16 protein-coding genes, 1 tRNA gene, 5 pseudogenes and 1 riboswitch are annotated in these 21,065 nt (G+C 36.7%); of the genes and pseudogenes, 5 read left to right on the top strand and 17 right to left on the bottom strand.

The window, feature by feature from the left end; genetic code table 11:
• Window positions 1–34: 34 nt before the first annotated feature.
• Complete coding sequence (locus tag NBRC111893_RS03615) at window positions 35–1,501, bottom strand: MDR family MFS transporter (protein WP_125008028.1); 1,467 nt, start codon at window positions 1,499–1,501, stop codon at window positions 35–37.
• Between the two features lie 78 nt (window positions 1,502–1,579).
• Window positions 1,580–2,769: pseudogene (gene metK / locus NBRC111893_RS03610) on the bottom strand (methionine adenosyltransferase).
• A riboswitch (SMK box riboswitch) is annotated at window positions 2,767–2,851 on the bottom strand. Its footprint overlaps the pseudogene before it by 3 nt.
• Window positions 2,852–2,960: 109 nt before the next feature.
• On the opposite strand from metK, the gene NBRC111893_RS03605 reads away from it, so the two are divergent.
• Window positions 2,961–3,614, top strand: a complete 654-nt coding sequence (locus NBRC111893_RS03605) for a hypothetical protein (RefSeq protein ID WP_125008027.1) — start codon at window positions 2,961–2,963, stop codon at window positions 3,612–3,614.
• A gap of 164 nt (window positions 3,615–3,778) precedes the next feature.
• Entirely contained in the window at window positions 3,779–4,033 is a 255-nt protein-coding gene (locus tag NBRC111893_RS03600) for a hypothetical protein (protein WP_125008026.1), read from the top strand.
• A gap of 139 nt (window positions 4,034–4,172) precedes the next feature.
• Here NBRC111893_RS03600 and NBRC111893_RS03595 read toward each other — a convergent pair whose 3' ends face one another.
• The 5 genes and pseudogenes from NBRC111893_RS03595 to NBRC111893_RS03580 form a co-directional block, all read right to left on the bottom strand.
• Window positions 4,173–5,243 carry a hypothetical protein gene (locus NBRC111893_RS03595; protein WP_125008025.1) on the bottom strand — a complete coding sequence of 357 codons (1,071 nt, stop codon included), beginning with the start codon at window positions 5,241–5,243 and terminating at the stop codon, window positions 4,173–4,175.
• Between the two features lie 16 nt (window positions 5,244–5,259).
• Window positions 5,260–5,757 carry a hypothetical protein gene (locus NBRC111893_RS11115; protein ID WP_225417547.1) on the bottom strand — a complete coding sequence of 166 codons (498 nt, stop codon included), beginning with the start codon at window positions 5,755–5,757 and terminating at the stop codon, window positions 5,260–5,262.
• 48 nt (window positions 5,758–5,805) lie between these two features.
• The gene (locus NBRC111893_RS11110) at window positions 5,806–6,360 is read right to left on the bottom strand and encodes a hypothetical protein (RefSeq protein WP_225417545.1); all 555 of its coding nucleotides are present in this window, start codon (window positions 6,358–6,360) and stop codon (window positions 5,806–5,808) included.
• Window positions 6,361–6,460: 100 nt separating this feature from the next.
• Window positions 6,461–7,354 (bottom strand): magnesium transporter CorA family protein, encoded by an 894-nt coding sequence (locus tag NBRC111893_RS03585; protein WP_125008024.1) that lies wholly within the window; start codon window positions 7,352–7,354, stop codon window positions 6,461–6,463.
• Between the two features lie 20 nt (window positions 7,355–7,374).
• A pseudogene (locus NBRC111893_RS03580) lies at window positions 7,375–8,726 on the bottom strand (amino acid permease).
• 315 nt (window positions 8,727–9,041) lie between these two features.
• Here NBRC111893_RS03580 and NBRC111893_RS03575 point away from each other — a divergent pair.
• Window positions 9,042–9,404: a hypothetical protein gene (locus NBRC111893_RS03575; RefSeq protein WP_125008023.1), complete on the top strand. Its 363-nt coding sequence runs from the start codon at window positions 9,042–9,044 to the stop codon at window positions 9,402–9,404.
• Between the two features lie 69 nt (window positions 9,405–9,473).
• Here the strand turns inward: NBRC111893_RS03575 and NBRC111893_RS03570 are convergent, their stop codons facing one another.
• Window positions 9,474–9,905 carry a MarR family winged helix-turn-helix transcriptional regulator gene (locus NBRC111893_RS03570; RefSeq protein ID WP_125008022.1) on the bottom strand — a complete coding sequence of 144 codons (432 nt, stop codon included), beginning with the start codon at window positions 9,903–9,905 and terminating at the stop codon, window positions 9,474–9,476.
• A gap of 210 nt (window positions 9,906–10,115) precedes the next feature.
• On the opposite strand from NBRC111893_RS03570, the gene NBRC111893_RS03565 reads away from it, so the two are divergent.
• A complete protein-coding gene (locus NBRC111893_RS03565) occupies window positions 10,116–10,937 on the top strand; it encodes a LicD family protein (RefSeq protein WP_125008021.1) in 822 nt (273 codons plus the stop codon).
• 74 nt (window positions 10,938–11,011) lie between these two features.
• Window positions 11,012–11,320: a DUF960 domain-containing protein gene (locus tag NBRC111893_RS03560; protein WP_125008020.1), complete on the top strand. Its 309-nt coding sequence runs from the start codon at window positions 11,012–11,014 to the stop codon at window positions 11,318–11,320.
• 170 nt (window positions 11,321–11,490) lie between these two features.
• Here the strand turns inward: NBRC111893_RS03560 and NBRC111893_RS03555 are convergent.
• From NBRC111893_RS03555 to cdaA, 9 genes and pseudogenes are all read right to left on the bottom strand, one after another.
• Window positions 11,491–11,562: transfer RNA gene (locus NBRC111893_RS03555), tRNA-Asn, on the bottom strand.
• Window positions 11,563–11,643: 81 nt separating this feature from the next.
• Window positions 11,644–11,952 (bottom strand): hypothetical protein, encoded by a 309-nt coding sequence (locus tag NBRC111893_RS03550; RefSeq protein ID WP_125008019.1) that lies wholly within the window; start codon window positions 11,950–11,952, stop codon window positions 11,644–11,646.
• A gap of 186 nt (window positions 11,953–12,138) precedes the next feature.
• A complete protein-coding gene (locus tag NBRC111893_RS03545) occupies window positions 12,139–13,206 on the bottom strand; it encodes an ABC transporter ATP-binding protein (protein WP_125008018.1) in 1,068 nt (355 codons plus the stop codon).
• 108 nt (window positions 13,207–13,314) lie between these two features.
• A complete protein-coding gene (locus NBRC111893_RS03540) occupies window positions 13,315–14,082 on the bottom strand; it encodes a glucosaminidase domain-containing protein (protein WP_225417543.1) in 768 nt (255 codons plus the stop codon).
• 137 nt (window positions 14,083–14,219) lie between these two features.
• Window positions 14,220–15,439 (bottom strand): annotated as a pseudogene (locus tag NBRC111893_RS03535) (glycoside hydrolase family 73 protein).
• Window positions 15,440–15,819: 380 nt separating this feature from the next.
• Complete coding sequence (gene glmS / locus NBRC111893_RS03530) at window positions 15,820–17,637, bottom strand: glutamine--fructose-6-phosphate transaminase (isomerizing) (protein ID WP_125008017.1); 1,818 nt, start codon at window positions 17,635–17,637, stop codon at window positions 15,820–15,822.
• Window positions 17,638–17,813: 176 nt separating this feature from the next.
• Window positions 17,814–19,159, bottom strand: a pseudogene (glmM, locus tag NBRC111893_RS03525) (phosphoglucosamine mutase).
• A 26-nt stretch (window positions 19,160–19,185) separates the two neighbouring features.
• Complete coding sequence (locus NBRC111893_RS03520) at window positions 19,186–20,145, bottom strand: CdaR family protein (protein WP_125008016.1); 960 nt, start codon at window positions 20,143–20,145, stop codon at window positions 19,186–19,188.
• A 2-nt stretch (window positions 20,146–20,147) separates the two neighbouring features.
• Window positions 20,148–20,997: pseudogene (cdaA, locus tag NBRC111893_RS03515) on the bottom strand (diadenylate cyclase CdaA).
• Window positions 20,998–21,065 lie beyond the last annotated feature (68 nt).

The following is a 21,065-nucleotide window of genomic DNA, read 5'->3' as shown; positions in this document are numbered from 1 at the left end:
TTGAGATTCTTCTCATACCGACTAAAGCCGTTTTTTATTCTTTTCGTTTATCATACGTATTAGCAATGTATGCTAACACGATTAAGATTAGACCAACGATAAATACATTGTGTAGCGAACTATATAATATTTGTCTTAAGGCTGGTAATAACTTAGCTGGTAGTTCATGCACAGTTTGCGGATTGATTAGCTTATCGATCATATCCATCGTGAGGCCATTACTAGAAGCAACTTTTCCCATCATTGTCATGTTCATCACAATACCAAATCCCGACATCATCAATGATTGGCCCAAGGTCCGCGCAAGCGTATTAAATGAAGTTGCGACCCCAATTTGATCACTATTCACCGTGTTCTGTACACTGATAGTAGTGGTAGTAATTGTAATTCCAAAACCTATTCCACAAATCGCCGAAATTACTAAGAAGGCTACAAATGGCGTATTTGCTGGGATAACAACCATTATTCCAGCTCCAATCAACACAAATGCTAAACTGATATTTAGAATAGTTTTAGGTGTCATCTTAGCCATCATTCTACCGGCTAAAAACGATCCGACAATCCACATCAACGAACTTGGAGTTATGGCAAATCCAGCCATCGACGCCTTCAATCCTAAGATTCCTTGGGTCCAATCTGGCAAATAAACTTCATAGCCAATCAAGAAACCACTAACCAGTGCAGAAACTAAGTTTTGAGCAACAAACGTCCGATTTTGAAATAATGATAGCGGAATTAACGGATCTTCCACAATGGATTCAGTTCTAATGAACATTACCCCAGCAAAGCCAGCCACCACAATACATGCCAATATTGCATACCAATTGATTGGCGTTTGCCCAATTACTTGAAACGCCCACATCACTGCTAATAAAGTAATGGTTAAGAACGTCATTCCCCGATGATCAACTTTCGTTTTTATCTTCATCCGATCTTCATCTAAACAAAAGAAAATCATCGCCATCACAATTAAGCCAATTGGCAAATTAATGAAGAAAATCCAATGCCAACTCAAATGATCAACGATAAATCCGCCCAATAAGGGCGCAATAATGGATGCAATCCCCCAAGCTGAACTATTAAATCCAAGCACCTGGGCTCGTTTTTCTAGCGGATAAATATCGGCAATAATAGTGTTTGATACCGGCATAATAGAACCAGCACCAATTCCTTGGATTGCTCGCCAGAAAATCAATCCAATCATTGAATGTGAAAGTCCTGACATCACTGAGCCAATAATAAAAATTAATAAACCTGTTAAAAACATAGGCTTTCGGCCAATCTGGTCTGACAGTTTACCATATATGGGCGTTGAAATCGCATTTGTAAGCAAGAAAATTGAGAATACCCAGTTCATTAAGGATACCCCATGCAAATCACCGATAATTGTCGGCATCGCAGTTGAGACAATCGTTCCTTCAATAGCACTCATAAATGTGGCCACAAATAAGGCGACTGTGACCACCGGAACGTTGGTCTTTCTATTGGTTTGGTGAGCCATAATTATTCTCCTTTGAAATGGTTTCCAATAAAAAACGCCCCTGAATAAACATTCAAGGGCGTTTTGCTAATTAGCTGTTTATAACTTGAAGTAATCTTTTAACGCATTTACTTTATCAGTATGTTCCCATGGTAGATCAATATCTGTTCTACCAAAGTGACCATATGCAGCTGTTTGCTCATAAATTGGTCGATTTAAATCAAGCATTTGAATAATTCCAGCGGGCCGTAAGTCAAAAATGCTTCGAACGGCTTCCACAAGTTGTTCCTCCGAAACTTTGGCAGTACCAAATGAATCAACAGAAATAGAAACCGGTTCAGCAACCCCAATGGCATAAGCTAGTTGAACTTCAATCTTATCTGCTAAACCAGCTGCGACAATGTTTTTGGCAATGTAACGCGCAGCATAGCTTGCTGAACGGTCAACTTTAGTTGCATCCTTACCAGAAAAAGCACCACCACCATGGTGAGCGAAACCACCGTAAGTATCAACGATAATCTTTCGACCAGTTAAACCGGCATCCCCTTGAGGTCCACCGATCACGAATCGACCGGTTGGATTGATTAAATATCTGGTTTCATCGTCCAAATATTCAGCCGGAATAACCGGTTTGATAATTTGTTCAATAACATCTTCGCGGATGTGATCCAAACTAATTCCGTCAGCATGCTGGGTACTAATAACTACAGTGTTAACGCGAACTGGCTTACCAGCATCATCGTATTCAATAGTCACTTCAGCCTTAGCATCAGGCCAAGATAGGCAAGTTGACCAGTTTTTCGTAATTCTGCTTGTCGTTTCATTAACTTGTGACTTAATGAAATTGGCAGTGGCATTAACTCTGGAGTTTCATTGATTGCGTAACCAAACATTAATCCTTGATCACCCGCACCAATTTTATCTAATGGGTCACTATCGCCTTCACGAGTTTCAAGTGCCTCATCAACCCCTTGAGCGATATCTGGTGATTGTTCATCAATCGCAACCATTACCGCACAGGTGTCACCATCAAAGCCATACTTGCCATCCGTATAACCAATTCGTTTAATCGTATCTCTAACGATATGTTGAATATCAACATATGCATTAGTAGAAATTTCACCAAATACTAATACTAATCCCGTAGTAACTGATGTTTCACAGGCTACTCGTGAATTAGGATCTTTCTTTAATAATTCATCCAAAATTGCATCACTAATTTGATCAGCAATTTTATCAGGATGTCCTTCTGAAACTGATTCCGAAGTAAAAAGATGTTTTTCTTGCATCGTCTTTCCCCCACCTATTATTTTTTATGGTTACAAGGATTCTCTATATATTTATAGAGCCTATCGGGAACTCATAACTATGATATCCTATCATAAATTTGCAATTAATTAAACATTGAATTATTAATTGAATTGACCACACCCCTAATTAATAATATTATTTTATATATGAATTAAAAGGAAGTGACAAGGTGAACTTCGATATTCGATCTACAACCTATAAGATACTTCAGGTATTAATTCCTGTGATTGTTTGGTCAATGTTTGCTGGTGTGCCACTACATCAGTATTTTACTAGCCCCAATCTTGTGTTAATTTTTATCCTAGGATTATTTTATTCATTGTTGATTAATCAAATGTTTGTTAACAAGCCAAATTTGATATTAATATTGCTATTAGACATTATTAGTACTGGTTTACTAATTAGATTAGCTAGTTCAATCGGCATTTTAAATGTTTTGTTAATTATTTTAGGCATAATTTTAGCAAATAGCTTGATTTTTACTAACTTAATTGATGAACCACATTGTGCTTGGATTATTTATTCGCTTATATGTGGTCCCGGAATCGTCTTTGCAATTATGATTATTAATAATCACTTTATTACGATGCTTAACCTAATTGTGCTAACGTTATTGATCTTTCTTAATGCCCTATTCACATTTCCACTATTTATGTCTAAACCAACTTGGACATTCACCATCACAATTGCGGTCATAACTGTACTTTTAGCATTAAGTATTATTCCATCAGTGATCAAAATTATTAGTTTAATTGTGCTAATTGGTGTCTTCTTGTTTCTCCAATTCAAAATCAAACCAAACAAATTTAAAACAAAAAGCTGATATCGCCATTACCTTATCGTTGCTGTGTACTATTGTCTTATTCATTTAAATTCTTTAAGAGTTCTTAAGCAGTTTAAGGATTTACAAAGTCGTTATTAATTTCCACTATCGCATAGTCGATGATGTTACAATCATTGCTATATTAAGAAAGTGGTGATTAACTAATGGATATAAAAATTGTCGGTGATATTCGAAATGGTAACTTTCAGCCTACCCTGACCGGCAACCTTGCCGTCGATGATGCGCTAATTGATAATTTTTGTCAGAATCTACGTGCTAAAGTAGCTGATACCGTCCATGATGTCCGCGTCTCTGTTGACCATTTTCTTAATTTAGAACGCAGAACTGACTCAATCATCGTCATCGATAATGACATTTCAAAATATTTAGATGATGACACAAAAAATTACACACCATGATCGATGTTAATCATACCGATATTTTACATGGCACCGTCGATAGCATTGCTGAAATATTAACCAATCATCTGGATAACTCCAAGTAAAAAACCAAAGCGGTTACTAGTGAATCTTTCACTAGTAACCGCTTTTCTAATTTTTAATACTGACTATTCGACATTAATACTTCAGGATTTCTGTTTGATAATAACATCCCGTGACCTGTGCCATCGTAAAACAAGCTTTCGAATTCTCGCCCTGAATTAAATCTAGTGTACTTAAAAGAACCGCTGGTTAATGAACCTCGACCGTTCAATTTACTTGCTGGCAAACTAACAATTGAATCATCAGATACCAAATACAAACGACCATTCTTAGGGTTGTAGCCCATTGATTGTTGATGAGTTCCGGTTTGGTGGCTTAATAATTGCTTAGTTAATGTAACAGCAATTCGATTTCCTGAAATAGTTGCCTTGTAAATCTTTACCTTACCAGCAGAAATCCCCCACCAATAGGCATGACCTGTGGTATCAAACGTTAAGTTATGACCAGCGGGAACGTTGGCACCATGATTGTTCATATGAAATTTGAGTACTTTGTTAGGTTTCAATGATGCACTAGAAATTCTTTGAATCGTGGACCATTTGGTTGGCTTCATAGTTGCTGAGTCACGCCACATCCATAGAGAATGATGTTTTTTATCATAAGCCAATGATTGACCATGGCCAACTTCAAACATTGACCCAACTTTAATCCCAGCGACTGCTGGCTTAGTTGTTAATGCTGCTTGAGACTTTGCAAATCCAATTTTTGCTAGCATACTGCGATCATAGCGCACAATAAATCCCTTGCCGTTCAGTTCATGCGGTGCATAAACCACAAATAAATCTTTACCATTAGTGGCAGCCGATTGCGGATTGGTAACATCATATTTTGAATTTCCAAATACCGCATGCGTTGTCGGTAATAAATACTTAGTCGTAAATGACCACTTAGTTCCACTAATACTATTTAAAGCCTCACTACCGGTTGGATTACCCGACCAAGCGTAATTCCCATCAGACTTCACAAAATTTACCTGACTGTTACTTACGGTCCGCAGACTTGTAGACGTATATTGATGAATTGCATTTGATTTTTGCACATATGTCGCTGCACTAACAATGTTAAATGACGCAAATGTTAATAATCCCCCCAGAACAATTCCAGTACTAAACTTCTTGAACCCCATACAAATTCCTCCCAAGTTAAAATGCTTTATCGGCCTGTAACACCTCTGGACAATGATTAACTAATAAATTTCCGTGTGAACTCCCATCGTAAGCCACCCCTTCAAATTCACGAATTGGCTTGAATTTGGTCCATTCAAAGTTATGGTTAGTCAGACTACCATGTCCTTTAAGACGATTAGCCGAAAAACTAGCAATCGAACCATCCGAGATTAACAATAACCGCTTCCTTACTTGATTATATCCCATACTCTGAATTCTGGTACCCGGAATATGACGTAAAATTTGATGAGTTAACCGAAATTTTACCGTTCGTTTGCTGATTTTACCTTTATAAACATATCCGCCAAACCCAGGATTGGACCAGAAATATGCGTTCCCCGTCTGATCAAATGTTAAAGTATGCCCACCAGGAACACTGAAGTGCTTCGCCCTAAGCCTAAAGCGAATCATTTTATCTGGCTGCAACTTATGACCGTTAATATGTAACATATAACCCCATTGGCTTGTTGGCACTCGCGGTGCTTTTTCTTTATCCTGCCACATATACAAGCCATGATTCTTTCAGTTATAAGCTAAGGATTGACCATGACCTGTTACAAATATTGGTCCGACTTTAATATACTTTTGAATTTGTTTCTGTAAGTCAGAATATTGACCGTGATTCTTGCTATATACTCGCTGCAATTGTTCAGGATGCAGCCGAATTCCCATACTATCGAGTCCCTTAACATTAAAGCGAACAATTCGACCTTTATTTTTAAGGTTAGTTGGACAGTACACAATATACATATACTTATGCTTATTCATCGCAATTGATTGAGGATTGCCCCAATGCTGATTATTTTTACCGGGCACCGGTAACAAATACCTCGTCGTAAATGTCACCTGTTTTCCTTGGGAATCAATTATTTGATGTTGGTTGGCCTCATCGTCCACGTGATGATATTTTTTGGGGACATGCACATACTTAACCTTCCGATTGTTAACGTATCTCATCGCTCCTTTTTTAAGTGCAGAAGACTTTTGATGATAAACAGTCATTTTAGCTTGAACTGGAAATGCACCATTCAATCCGAATGATAATATCAAAGCGAAAATGACTTTTCTTAACTCCATTAATGTTCCCCCATATATTTAATATTGGCATAACCAACTTTGTTGACAGTAATAAACCATCCCAAAAGTAACCTAAAGGGATGGTTTGAATTGCTCTTCATTATAATTTTTTATTTTTTCGTAAGTACCAGATCATAATACCAACCAATATCAACGTAAAAACTAGTGATCCTAGCCAAGAGAACTTACCACCAGCAAATGGCAACCCCATATTCATTCCGTAAAATCCTGAGACAATTGGCGGAATTGCAAAAACCAGTGACCAAACTGTTAAAAATTGCATAGTTTGGTTTAAACGATTATTTAACATATTTCCAAACGTGTCCTCAAATTCACTCACCACGGTACTAACAATTTCAAAACTATTTTGACATTGCCGATACTCAATCAATAAATCATCAACCAACTGCCGATTTTCCTTAGTGGCCATATCATTAAGATCATCTTGAGACAACACTGTTTTAAATTGTTCCAAAGCAATTAAATTCCCCGCACATGCGGATCTTAAATATACTAGCTTACGTTTTAGATCAGAAATTGCCATTAACCGATTATTAGTAACCTGACGATTACTTAACTCTAGCCCCTCCGCTTCTTCACTCATACTGTTTAGCAACTCAAAGTAATGATCTACAATTGACCGCAAGATTGCCATTATTCTTAGTGGCAAGCTCGAAGCATTGGTGGTATCAGCCATGACCCCTCGTTGCTTGGCATCATGACACACAGTGATCAATGTCGTTTGAGTAAACCCAATAAAAATTGGTAGCGTTGTGGTTTTACTAGAAACTTTAACGGGCAACGCTCGAATCACAAGCGCTCCAAAATTATCCACACTATCAAATGTTGCTCGCGGTTCTTCATAATTATCAATCATGTAGTTAAAATATTTTTTTGAAATATTGACCTTAGACAGCTCATCATCAAGTTCGTTTTTAGTTGGTTCAACTACTTCAATCCACTTATAATTATCCATTTGATGACTCTCGATCATTCTGCTCGACCCCTTAGAAGTTACTTATGTTTTTTGACACCAAATTCATATATTAAGAGTAACAGAACGAACGATCCAAGTGAAATAATCATTGGGATTCTGGTAGCGGAATTAAATAATAGGAACACTAAAATGCCACTAAAGAACAATAGGGTCGCATAATCAGCAACTGGATATCCTGGCATTCTAAAGGTATTAGCCCCTTCTGGATGTTGGTGACGATAGACTAGATGAACCACAATTAAAATTACCCAAACAATGACAAAATTAATTGTTGAGACACTAGAAACTAAGCTAAATACGCCTTCTGGCATGAAATAATTTAATGCCACAATAAATAACAATACTACAGTGGACACATTTAGTGCTAAATTAGGGACACCATTACGGGATAACTTGGTGACAAACGATGATGCATTGCCACCCATCCCTAACGCATACATTGTCCGGCTAGTACTAAATAAACAACTATTAGTTGCAGAAATTGCAGCCGTTAAAACAACGAAATTTAAAATTCCGGCCGCTCCAACTACTCCAATTCCAGAGAAAACCTGAACGAATGGGCTAACGCTAGTTTTAATGTGGTTCCATGGAAAAACACTCATAACAGCGATCATTGAACCAACGTAAAATAAACCAATTCTGATTGGTAAGCTATTAATTGCCTTGGGTAAATTTTCCTCAGGATTATCAGTTTCACCAGCAGTCATCCCTACCATTTCAATACCAACAAACGCAAAAACTACCATTGGAACGAAAGCAAGAAGCCACTAATTCCCGTTGGGAAAAATCCGCCATGATCAAATAAATTATTGAATCCGGCAGTGTAACCACCAGTAATTTTAAACTTAAAGATTGCCAAGAAGAAACCAACCGCAACTAATACAATAATAGCGACTACTTTAATCATTGAGAACCAGGTTTCTAACTCACCAAATAGCTTAACATTCACTTTGTTAGCAAAGAATAAAATCCCCAAAATTATTAATGGCGGAATCCACTGCGGAATACTAGGGAACCAATATTTAACATAAATTCCAGTGGCTGTTAGATCCGCCATAGCTAAACTAATCCAACAAAACCAGTATGTCCAACCAGTAACAAATTCAAATCGATCGCCAAGATACTCCTTAACAAAGTCCAAAAATGAATGTTTAGCTTGATTGGAAAGTAATAATTCTCCGATTGCCCTCATCAGCAAAAAACAAAAACCCCCAACGATTAAATACGATAAGATGATTGATGGTCCTGATAAGTGAATAGCGCTTGAGGAACCCAAAAACAACCCGGTTCCGATTGCACCACCGATGGCAATCATTTGAATATGTCTACTCTTTAATGACCTAGATAGTGCTTTTTTATCCTCTTCCATACTTTAAAACCTCCAAAATCAAAATAAAAAACACCCCTGGTACATTTCTAGTACCAGGGGCGTTTTTTAAACGCGGTTCCACCCATTTTTTACAATAATTTATTGCCTTTTAATTGCTGATAACGGTTGCACCGATAAATCGCCATTTTCAAATTCTAGCTTTCAGCACTGCTAGATCTCTGTTTACCATGTGACAAACATTATAAAGATACCTATTATATTTTGTCAAGCATCGATATGTATAATTCATTTTGCAAAAACTCAATAATTGGTGTTAAATTAGTTTATAAACCTTTGACCTAGGAGGTCATAATTATGAGTGATAAGTATCCCACTTTTAATGAAAATCAGTGGCGGACGGCTCAACAAGCAGTTATTAATGAATATTCTGATTACATAAATGAACTACAAAAAAATGGCGTAGATTATACAATCAAAAATGCTCGTAAATTATTAATTTATCAAGATCTATTATCAGAGTGGAAAGATCATCGTCTAACAACCGTGATAACCGATTTAGAAGATAATCCATTTGCCTTAACCGTCTTTAACGACTTAAAAAAGACCCGTGTAAGCCACTTACTTAAACGTGGTTACCAACACATCGCCGAGTGGCCAGATTTTAATCCGACGCCTATTGCCTTATGGCTGGAACTTCAAGAAGACGTTAGCATTTAATATTTGTAACCAAAAAACCAGGCAGCTGTGGGCTGCTTGGTTTTTGTCACTACTCGGCAGTGAAATTGTTCATCTCATGAGATGAAAGTCCTTAATAAAACTTATAATACTCTTCGCTTTATCTTCACCATAGTTTGAAATCCAGTTATCAAACCGCTTGGTGGTTAATTCATAAACTTTCCGCTCAACATCTTGGCCGCTTGGAGTCAGATGCAAGTAAAGACGACGACGATCACTTTCAGCCGGTTTTTGGTAGATATAGTCGTGCTGTAGCAATACCTTGATTTGTCTGGAAATCGCACTTCTAGTTACCTTCCGTTCGGCAGCAATGTCCATTAAAGAAACATTTTCTCGATCAGCAATTGTATGCAAGATTAAGTACTGCTCAAACGATAATCCGTACTGAGTTGCCGGTTCTGATACAAAACTATCCAAATACTTCAATGACGATAAGTATACATCGATTGCTTCTTTTAAGAGTTCATCATTTGTGTTACTCATTTTGAATCACCATTCCTGTACATTCTCCTATTACATTTAAACAGTCACTTCATATTATATTACCATTTTCCGGCTGAAACAATAACAATTAACTAAATTTGATTACTTATTACTTATTCAGTAATTCATTAATACCTTTTAATCATCATACATATTGTATTATATAATATGTATAATGATTAAAATTAAAAACAAGAAGAAGGTGAAGATATGCCTCAACTAACCCAAAGAATTCAAACAATTGAACTTCAGAGTTATAAATTTTTCCGTGATCTTTGTCAAAAGAATCACTTAAAATATTTCGCCCTTGGTGGGACTCTTCTTGGTGCCATTCGACATCACGGATTTATTCCCTGGGATGACGATATGGACATTGGCCTGCCCAGAGAGGACTACGAAAAATTATTGCAAATTACTAGCAAAGAACTTAACAACACTCAGTACTTCTTTCAAACACCCTTCTCTGATAATAATTACGCCCTTAGTTACGGAAAATTATTAAACCGAAATACTTATATTGAAGAAAAAAATAATTATAACGATGCCAAAAAAGGAGTCTTTATTGATGTTTTTCCAATTGATAAGATTCCCAGCTCACCAGAAAAGCAACGTCAACAGTATATCAAGATAAAGCGGCTTGATAGTCGTTTATATCTAAGACTAAGATACAACTTTATTGATAACCCAATCAAGCGTTTTTACTCACCACTTAATGAACAGCAACTTGCCGCCGCTCAAGATTTTAAAATTCAACGAGAAACAATAATGCGTACCTATAACAATAATGACGATCTACTCCTTAATAAAAATCTGGCGTCACAATATGAATATGATGCTGAGGTTTTTACGACAGACCAACTAAACAACATTATCGAAGTACCATTTGAAGACACCACAATACCAATCTTCGCTGATTATCATACTGTCTTAACTAATATTTATGACGATTACATGAGCATGCCTCCAGAAAATCAGCAAGTTTCAAAACACATTAGCTTATTAATCATGGATAATCAGCAGTTCACTCAATAGTTACTTCTGCTTGCAATGATTATTCATTTTTGGTAATTTGAAATTATTAAAACATTTAGATATGAGGTGATTATATGTTTGATCGAACTCAGGCAAGATTTGCAAGTTACACTATCGTCTCATCGTTACCTGACCAGGCAATCGATAATGTTTGGTTCATTATCGATAACGACTTACAAGGTATTTTTCCATTATCTAACCTAGTCACGTTTAACTTAATCAATAACGATGGCACCTTATCGTATGACTTTTTACAGGATAATGAAATTGTTGCTACGTTTGATTCACCATATCCATACAGTAATGAATACCCTCAATCAATCGTAGTATACGACAGCGGTGAACAACAACTAATTGCTACGCCTACAGAAATCAACTTATAAAAAACAGTCTTCTATTAACGAAGACTGTTTTTTATTATTCACTTAATTATCACAATCAACTTTTATACGTCATCTGAGACAAAAGTCGAATTGGATTATCATATCATGATGAGAAAAGTCCCACCACATCAGCATTTTAAGCCTATGTAGCAGGACTTTCTTATTGCAAGCTGCTCCGGCTGGGATCGAACCAGCGACCTCTTGATTAACAGTCAATTATTCTACCGCTGAACTACGGAGCAATAAGTTACTAAAAACTATAATATATTTATACCATGTAATTAAATTTTTTGCAATCATTTTATCATTAATTACTCATTTAATTACCCAATGTGGTTTTCTTTCAAAATAGCAGCAATTTCTGCTTGCATCTCATCGGTCTTGGTCCACTCTTCAAAATGATCCATCTTTTCATCAGGCATCGTAAAATTTTCGTTAATGTACTTCTCATAGTTTGCAACGTGAGTTGAGTGTGGAATGTTTAATTGTAAAATTCGGACTTCTTTAATAAATCCACGTTCTGCCGCTAATTCAGCTCGACCATTTTGAACCATATTACTGATCTCAATATATTTAGTATCATCATTTCTAGTAATTTCTTCAATCAATGTCAATTCTTCATTATTTTTCATTTTTGATCCACCCATTCAATATCATATTAATGATTATACAGAAAAAAGCTGGCGGATTAAAGTCCACCAGCTATCAGAGAGAAAGAGAATTGATTTAGAAGGTATTTGTTATACTACCCATGTATTAATATACCGTTTATTGTAAGCGCTGTCAATAACGGTTAATAAAAAAAGCCAACTGGCTTTTTAAGGAAGGTGCAGTGTATTAGATGGGTTTAATAGTAATTGGGGATTAGTTAACACATGTTCTATTGAATATCCTGAAACATTAACTAAACAGAAGAAAATTAATGCAATAAGGACTGCCCAAGTAAGGATTTGGTTAGTCAGGGACATTTTTTCCGAAATAACAGAACCATAAAATAGCTTGTTAATCTTAGATGGAATTGATTTATCCTCCGGATTTACCTTTTGATGTTCCTCTGTAACCTCTTGTTGATACTTTTTAATGCTAAAGTTCTTTTGAATATTCTTACGTTCGGCTTGGAACTTTTTCTTTTCTTTCTTACTCAAGCCCTTGAACCATTGAACGAATTCATGATACTTTTCAGTGACCTCATCAGTCGGCCCTACCATTTTTAGTTCACCATAGTTAATCCAAGCAACTCGATCACAAAGCATTTGAATTTGTTTTAATGAGTGACTAACAAAAATAATAGTCTTACCTTGTTTCTTAAAGTCAGTAATCTTATCAACACATTTTTGATAAAATGTGTCGTCACCAACGGAAAGGGCCTCATCAATAATTAAAATATCCGGATCAATGTGAACTGCAATCGCAAATCCTAGTCGTGATCGCATACCACTTGAATAGCTCTTAACTGGTTGATCAACAAAATCACCAATATCTGCAAACGAAATGATATCTGGCATCATTTCATCGATTTGTTCATTGGTCATTCCTTGCATCAAAGATTTAAGTCGGATGTTTTCACGTCCAGTTAATTTATTTCTAAGTCCAGCCCGAATCGCAACAATTGAGGTATCACCCTTAACATCAACTTGACCTGTCGTTTGAGGAATAATTCCAGAAATAATGTTTGACAGCGTAGATTTTCCAGAACCGTTAACCCCGATTAAACCCATGGTCTCACCGGGTTTGATAGTTAGTGAGATCCCCATTAAAGACCAAAAATGAGGGATTTGTTTTTGACTTTTAATTGAAAAGAATGATCTTAACTTTTCAGATTGAGTCTTAAACAAGTCATATTCTTTAGTAACGTTTTCAACTTTAACTTTATATTCTTCTACCATTTTTAATTCTCCTAGTTGAGAAATCAATATTAACTGCTATATTATATCAAAAATAACCAGAAAAAAAAGGCTCGCCTTATGACTTATACGAACCTTAATTTTCCATTACTATTTAGTCGTTGCCGCTTGTAGTGTAAACATTAGCTTGGGAGCAATATTGTGCGTCGTTTTCTTAGGGAACACATGCTGACTTGCAATCACAATTTTTTTATTAGTGATCTTTGATGGTTCATTATTATCATCATTTGTTTGTTTAGGAGCACTTAACTGCCGCGTAACTTCTGCGGTTAACTTATCATTGATGCTTGTTGAACTTGGACTAGTATCTAACTTATCTAAGTTGTAAGCACTAATTAAATGGTTAAGCTTATTCCCATATTCCATGTCAGTAGCGTATGTTGAAGAAAGTGCCATTGCAGCATCACTAGCACTCAGTGAATTAGTTGTCCACGTACCAGAGTATAAATCAGGGTCATCAGTCGTCCCATTTCGTAAAATTTTGGCATTATCTTCAATTGAAGCCAAAATGGTTGGATATTTTTTAAATGTAGCGCTAGTAGAAATCGTTTTCCCATTTGAAGTCATTTCTTGGGTACCCATTGTGACTGATTGGCCATCATAACTGCCCTTAACTCCAAAGTAATTATTGCCCTCTACTGCGAGGGATGACTGACCATTATCACTTTCTAACATTGCCTGAGCCATCATTACCGACGCATACAAATGATTTTCGCGACTAACTTTAACTATCGGGGCCTTCATTTGCTCAATAAAGTCGGTCTGAACTGATGCCTGAGCATCATCATTAGTAAATAAAAAACAACCAAATAACGCGAAACACAGCATTAATAGCTGTCCCTTAAATTTATGGTACATAATAAATACGAGTCCTCCTGCTTAATCTTGTTAACTAAGTAGGCTATTTGAAATCCAATAAGTTTTACCATTCTTTGGTGCAATAATTCGGTACCAAACACCACTTGAATTTACATCATAACCTACCATATTAGAAACTAATTTGCTTTTATTTGTAATTCCCAACGTTTTAAAGGAGCTCTTTTTACCCCTGTAGTATTAGGTACGTGATTATAAGCATAACCACTTTTAACTGTCGATGCCAGTTTCTTATTTAATTTTACTTTAACATAAACTACATTAGCTGTGTACGACTTAATTTCTGACGATTTAATCCAACCACTAGTGCCGTTAAATTTGATTCGATACCATAATTCTCCTTGACTATTATCAACAATCGCTTCACCGTCAACCACATAATTCACATTTTCTTGTAACTTGCTAATTTTCCCCATTGATTTTGCTAAGTAGTCACTACCATACACATGGTTATAAATATCTGCATTAGATTTTGAATCAACTGTAATTGATCCACTATTTGTATTGTAGAAAGTTTCCGGAAAAGCAAGAACTGGGCTATAAACCCAGAACTTGTGTTTTTGATTTTTATTAAAATCTAATTCGATACCAGTTGGTACTAGTTCCCGCTTTTTGGCCTTCATATCTAAATACACCCAAACTGGCTTAGTCACCTTCAGAGATTTAAAAGAATAACGCTTCTCTTTAGCACTGGTACCTTTTACGTGATTATACGCATAGTACTTATTAAACGTTGGCGACAACAGCACCATTTGGTTTGGATCAGCGCTTGTATATTTAGCAGTATCAAGTGGTTTAGCACCAGGATTGGCCGCACTTCCATCATTTGTACCAGTATCATTTAAATTACTTGAATTTGAACCTGAATTACTTGAATTTGAACCTGAATTACTTGAATTTGAACCTGAATTATCTGAATTTGAATTATTACTTCCAGAACCACCGTTGCCGGTTTCACTGAATGTCTGGTCTAAATTATATTGTTGAATCAACGTAATCAATGAACTACCATAATTAGGCGCAGTTGCATATTTTCCGGTTAACGAATTAGCTGCATCTTGATATGTATTCGCGTTTTCCTTCCATGCGCCCGAATAATATGATGAATTTCCTGAAATTCCGTTTCTAAGCAAATTACCATTATCGCTAAACGATTCATACGCCGTGGGATATTTTTGAAGTTTGCGTTGATATTTTGAATTTGACCATTCTGATCATACTCAGTGGTTGGCATTGATACTGCTTGCCCATTGTATGCACCCTTAATTCCGAAAAAGTTATTAGCTTGTTTAGTCAGTTGGCTTTGTCCCCAACCACTTTCAAGGGCCGCTTGTGCCATCATAACTGATGCATACAATCGATACTTATTAGCAGCCTTTTGGACATCCCCTTTATACTGACTAATAAACGTTGATTGCGTGGTCTGCGTTGCAGCAGAGCCGCTATCAGCTTTAACTACCTTGTGAAAACTACTAAATCCCCCTGCTAATAGTAAAGTGGCGCAACTTAGGGCCACTGCTTTTTGTATTGCCTTTAATTTCAAAAGATTCACCCCTTAAATCATAAAACCATCTAGGTTAATAGTATTAGAAAATCCGCTAAAACTAAAGGATAATCTACATAATCATTATCTCACAATTAAAAATTATTAGTTTCTTAATGATTATTAAAAAAGGCATGAACTTAAAGTTCATGCCTTTTTGCAAATCAGCTGTTTAATTATTCAACTGTCACACTCTTAGCTAAGTTTCTTGGACGGTCAACGTCTAATCCCTTATTTAAACTTGTGTAATATGCTAATAATTGCGCAGGAATCACACTCAACAATGGTGTAATCATTTCATCGATATCTGGAACCACAATTGTGTCGTCTTCCTTACTTAAACCACTTCTAACAATTGTCAATATGTTAGCACCTCGTGATAGAGTTTCTTGTAAGTTGCTTCTGGTAAGACCGGCAGTCTTAACTTGCGTGATGATACCAACAACGGGGGTACCCTCTTCAATCAACGCAATAGTTCCGTGCTTTAATTCACCTGAGGCAAATCCTTCAGCTTGAACATAAGAAATTTCTTTAAGCTTTAAAGCTGCTTCAAGCGAAACTGTTTGGTCAATTCCCCGACCAATGTAAAATGCTCTAGTAGCATTAACAAAGTATTCTTTAGCCAACTTTTCAATTTCATCTTTTTCATCAATAATGGCCTGCATTCCAGTCGCAGCTAAACCTAATTGCTGACGAACGTCAAAATCTTCGGCAATTACTTGTTCTTTAGCAACTCCAACTGACTTAGCAAGAATTGCTTCAACAGCAATTTGTGCAGTATATGCTTTGGTTGAAGCCACTGAAATCTCAGGACCAGCATGTAGCAACAATGTGTAGTTGGCTTCACGTGACAATGTTGAGTTAGCAACATTAGTAATTGTTAAACTCTTAAATCCACGAGCGTTAACGTTAACCAACACTTCACGACTATCGGCGGTCTCACCACTTTGTGATAAGAAGATGAAAAATGGATTCTTAGTTAACAATGGGTCATCATAAGCGAATTCTGAAGCAACGTGAACTTCGGTTGGAATGTGAGTAAGCTTTTCAAACATCTTCTTACCGACTAAACCAGCATGGTAACTAGTACCTGCTCCAACAATGTGAATGCGATCAGCGTTCTTAATGGCATCAATCATTTCAGGATCAAGGTTGTCTTTACCGGTTTCTTCAGTATAGATTGAAGCTAGTTTACGCATAACATTTGGCTGTTCATCGACTTCTTTAAGCATGTAATAAGGATATGGTCCCTTATCAGTTTCTTCAGCATCCATGTCCAAATGGTATGTGTCACGTTCGACTTTATTGCCATCTTTGTCTTCAATGATAATTTCATTAGGCTTAACTGTAACCACTTCACCATCATGAAGTTCTAAGAAGTCATGAGTTGCATGGAGCATCGCAACAGCATCAGAACAAACTACATTAAACCCATCACCTACACCAATTAGTAATGGACTTTTATTCTTAGCAACATATAGGGTGTCAGGATCTTCACTATCTACTAGTAAGAATCCATAAGAAGAACCTTCCAAAAGTGACAATGTCTTTGTGAAGGCATCTTTAGTTGATAGACCTTCAGTTCTAACAAATTTATCAAGCAATTGAACAACTACTTCGGTATCAGTTTGACTTTCAAACGTAGTTTCACTCAAGTATTGTGATTTTAATTCTTTAAAGTTTTCAATAACCCCATTATGAACTAAGTAAAAACGGTGATCTTCTGAAAATTGAGGATGAGCATTGGCAACACTCACGACCCCATGAGTAGCCCAACGAGTATGTCCAATTCCAGCAACTCCGTGAACATCTGGAGTTACAGCAGCTTTTAAAGCACTGATTCTACCTTTTTCTTTAACAAGGTAATCATTACCCTTTAAATCATTAACGTAGATTCCAGCTGAATCATATCCCCGATATTCTAGCTTTTGTAATCCCTCTAACAGAATTGAAACAGCATTATCGTTTCCAGTTACTCCCACAATTCCACACATAATAATTCTCCTAATCATTTTTAAAATTGGTATATACAGAATTACCCATACATATTTAAATAACAGGTTAAATTTACAGGACTTTGAATTAAATGTCAACAATTTATGCCAAATGGTATAGTTCATTACAATTTACTAACTAGCTTAATAAAAAAGCCCCTCTATGAGGGCTTTTCTTAGATACCTAATTCAGATTTGACAACATCAGCAATTTCATTGGCATACTTTTCTACCAATGGTTTGGTAGGTGCTTCAGTCATAACTCTTAACAGTGGTTCAGTTCCACTTGGGCGAACTAAAACCCGACCATCACCGTTCATTTCATCTTCAACTTTGGCAATTACTTGCTTAATTTTTTCATTTTCTAAAGCATGGTTCTTGTCACTAACTTTAACGTTAATAAGTTCTTGAGGATACTTAGTAACTTCCTCAGCTAATTCTGAAAGCTTCTTACCGGTTACTTGCATAACCGCCAATAATTGCAAACTAGTTAGCATTCCATCGCCAGTGGTATTAAAGTCCAAGAACACAATGTGACCTGATTGTTCGCCACCAAGGTTATATCCATTTGCATTCATTTCTTCAACAACGTAACGATCGCCAACTTTTGTCTTAACACTAGTTAGACCATTTTTTTCCATCGCTTTGTACATACCTAAATTACTCATAACGGTAGTTACAATCGTATTTTCTTCAAGCGACCACGTTCAGCCATAAATTTACCACAAATGTACATAATCTTATCACCATCGACAATGTGACCATCTTCATCAACCGCAATACAACGATCGCCATCACCATCGAAAGCAATTCCTACCTGAGCGCCATTTTCAACAACAAACTTTTGAAGTTGTTCTGGGTGGGTTGAACCAACCTCATCGTTGATATTTAATCCATTAGGATTAGTGGCCATTGTCTCAAAGTCGATGCCAAGGTCAGCGTATAAACTAGTCACTAATTTACTAGTTGCCCCATTGGCCGAATCAACACAAACTTTCATTCCAGTTAAATCATCAGAAATTGTTTGTTCAAGAAAATGAATGTACTTTTGGCTACCTTCCATGTAATCCCCAGAAACTCCCAATCCTTGAGCAGAAGGTCTAGGCAAAGTATCTTCAGAATTTTCTAGAATAGCTTCAATTTCTTCTTCCATTTCATCAGAGAGTTTGTAACCATCTGCACCGAAAAATTTAATTCCGTTATATTCAACTGGATTATGTGATGCAGTAATCATAACCCCGGCATCAGCTTCTTGATTTCTAACTAAGTATGCTACCCCAGGAGTAGTAATAATACCTAAGTTTAAAACTTCAATTCCAACTGATAACAATCCCGCAATCAAAGCTTCCTGAAGCATTTGACCAGAAATTCTCGTATCTCTAGCAACCAATACTTGTGGTTGGTCACGCTTTGAATGATGAGTTAGAACGTACCCACCGGCACGACCACACTTGAACGCTAATTCAGGAGTTAGTTCTGAGTTTGCCACTCCTCTAACACCATCAGTTCCAAAATACTTCATCAATAATTCCTCATTTCAAATTATAATTATTTTCTAGTAACTTTTACTGAAATTTTGCTAGGATTAAACCCTTCAACCCCATTGAGTTTAGGATCGAGAACAATTTGCTTGGTCTTAGTTTTAGACACATCACTGGTATCTACCTCAACTTCAACCTTTGTAAGCTTTCGAAGTTGCTTACGAGTCCCAAATACTTCGATTCGCTTAGTAGTTGTTGACAAATTAAACTCATCCGTTTGATCTTCAATCCCCTTACTCTTCAATGATACAGGGACTTCTTTACTGTTGCCAGGTGTAATTGGTAAATTAACGTCGGCAGTTGCCGGAGTAATCACAACGTTAACCGTATTGTTGTTCTTATCCAGAGCCTCAATAATTGCTTGACTATTAATTGATGTCTTAGCATTTTGAGGAACATTTAACTGAGCTACAACTCGATCAATCTTATTAATTTCGTCGGATGCCCCAGTTATCTTGACCGTCTTAACATCAGCACTTGCAGTACCGGTTTGGTAGCCAGCAGCAACATTATCCTTTGAATAATTAACTTTCAATGGATACGTAACAGTCTTTCGCGGTTGAATATCAACCGTAATCGTCTCTGGATCAAATCGATATCTTAGTTCACTATTTAACCCCTCTTGTTGGATCCGTACCTTATGCTTTCCAACCGTTAACTTAGACAAGTCCGCAAACGCCTTAAAATTTTGGGTATTGGCTGTTGTCGTTACCAGTGCCGATGGCCCACTAAGGTGAATTTTAACCTTTTCTGGATAACCGTTAACAAAGTACCGATTACTATTAACCGTTAGCGAAAGCGGTACAGAGAATGTTTCTGACCGATTAGAAGACAGTTGCGTAATTCGATTATTTGAATTTGGAGATGAGGTACTGGAAGTCGTCCCTTGAACGTATATAAATAAAACGATTGTAAAAAACAATGCCATTAATCTAGAGGTCCAGTTACTAAATAAAAACTTCTTCATAACTATTTACCTCCCCTAAAGTGAGCATCGATAAATCTTGATACCTCACTGAATAAATTACCGCGGTGGGCAGCATGGTCTGGGTCATCGTTCATAAGTTGATCCTTAAAGTATTTAATGTAATCATCTTGGGTCATGCCGCGTAAAAGTTCATTATTCTGAGTGATTGAAACTTCACCAGTTTCTTCAGAAATAACAATAGTCATCGCATCAGTTAATTCTGAAATCCCCACAGCTGCACGATGCCGGGTCCCCAATTCCTTAGGAATCAGGTTGCTTTGTGACAGTGGTAAATAAGCTGCAGCAACAGCAACCCGATTGTTTTTAATAATCACGGCACCATCATGCAAGGGCGTATTAGGAATAAAAATATTAATTAATAATTCGCCAGTCACCTCAGCATCAATATCAATTCCAGTTTCAATATATTCCTCTAATCCAGTATTCATCTGAATTGTAATTAACGCCCCAATTCGTCGCTTCGACATGTATTGAATTGCTTTATCCAATTCAGTAATCAGCTTTTGAGCGGCCTGATTTTCCTGCTTCCCCTTTATAAATAGGGAGCCACGTCCAAGATGCTCTAATCCACGCCTAATTTCTGGCTGAAAGACAACGATGATTGCGATAACTCCCCAGCTTAGGACTTGATCAACCAACCATGAAACCATGGGGAAGCCTGCCCATAAACTGATAAGCTTTACAAGGGCAATTACAACGATTCCACGAAGTAATTGGACTGCTTTGGTGCCTCTAACCATCAAAATTAGATAGTAAACTAGGATCCAAACGACTACGAAATCAATTAAACCTTGAAAAATTTTGTAATGTAAATATCGTAGACCAATCCATTATGTTCTCCTTAAAAATTATTCGTTATTATTATATCATTGACTGGCGTCAATCGCCTAATCTCCAAT

Source organism: Lentilactobacillus kosonis (genome assembly GCF_003864335.1).
Classification (GTDB): Bacteria; Bacillota; Bacilli; order Lactobacillales; family Lactobacillaceae; genus Lentilactobacillus; species Lentilactobacillus kosonis.
This window is presented reverse-complemented; position numbering and strand designations above follow the sequence as displayed.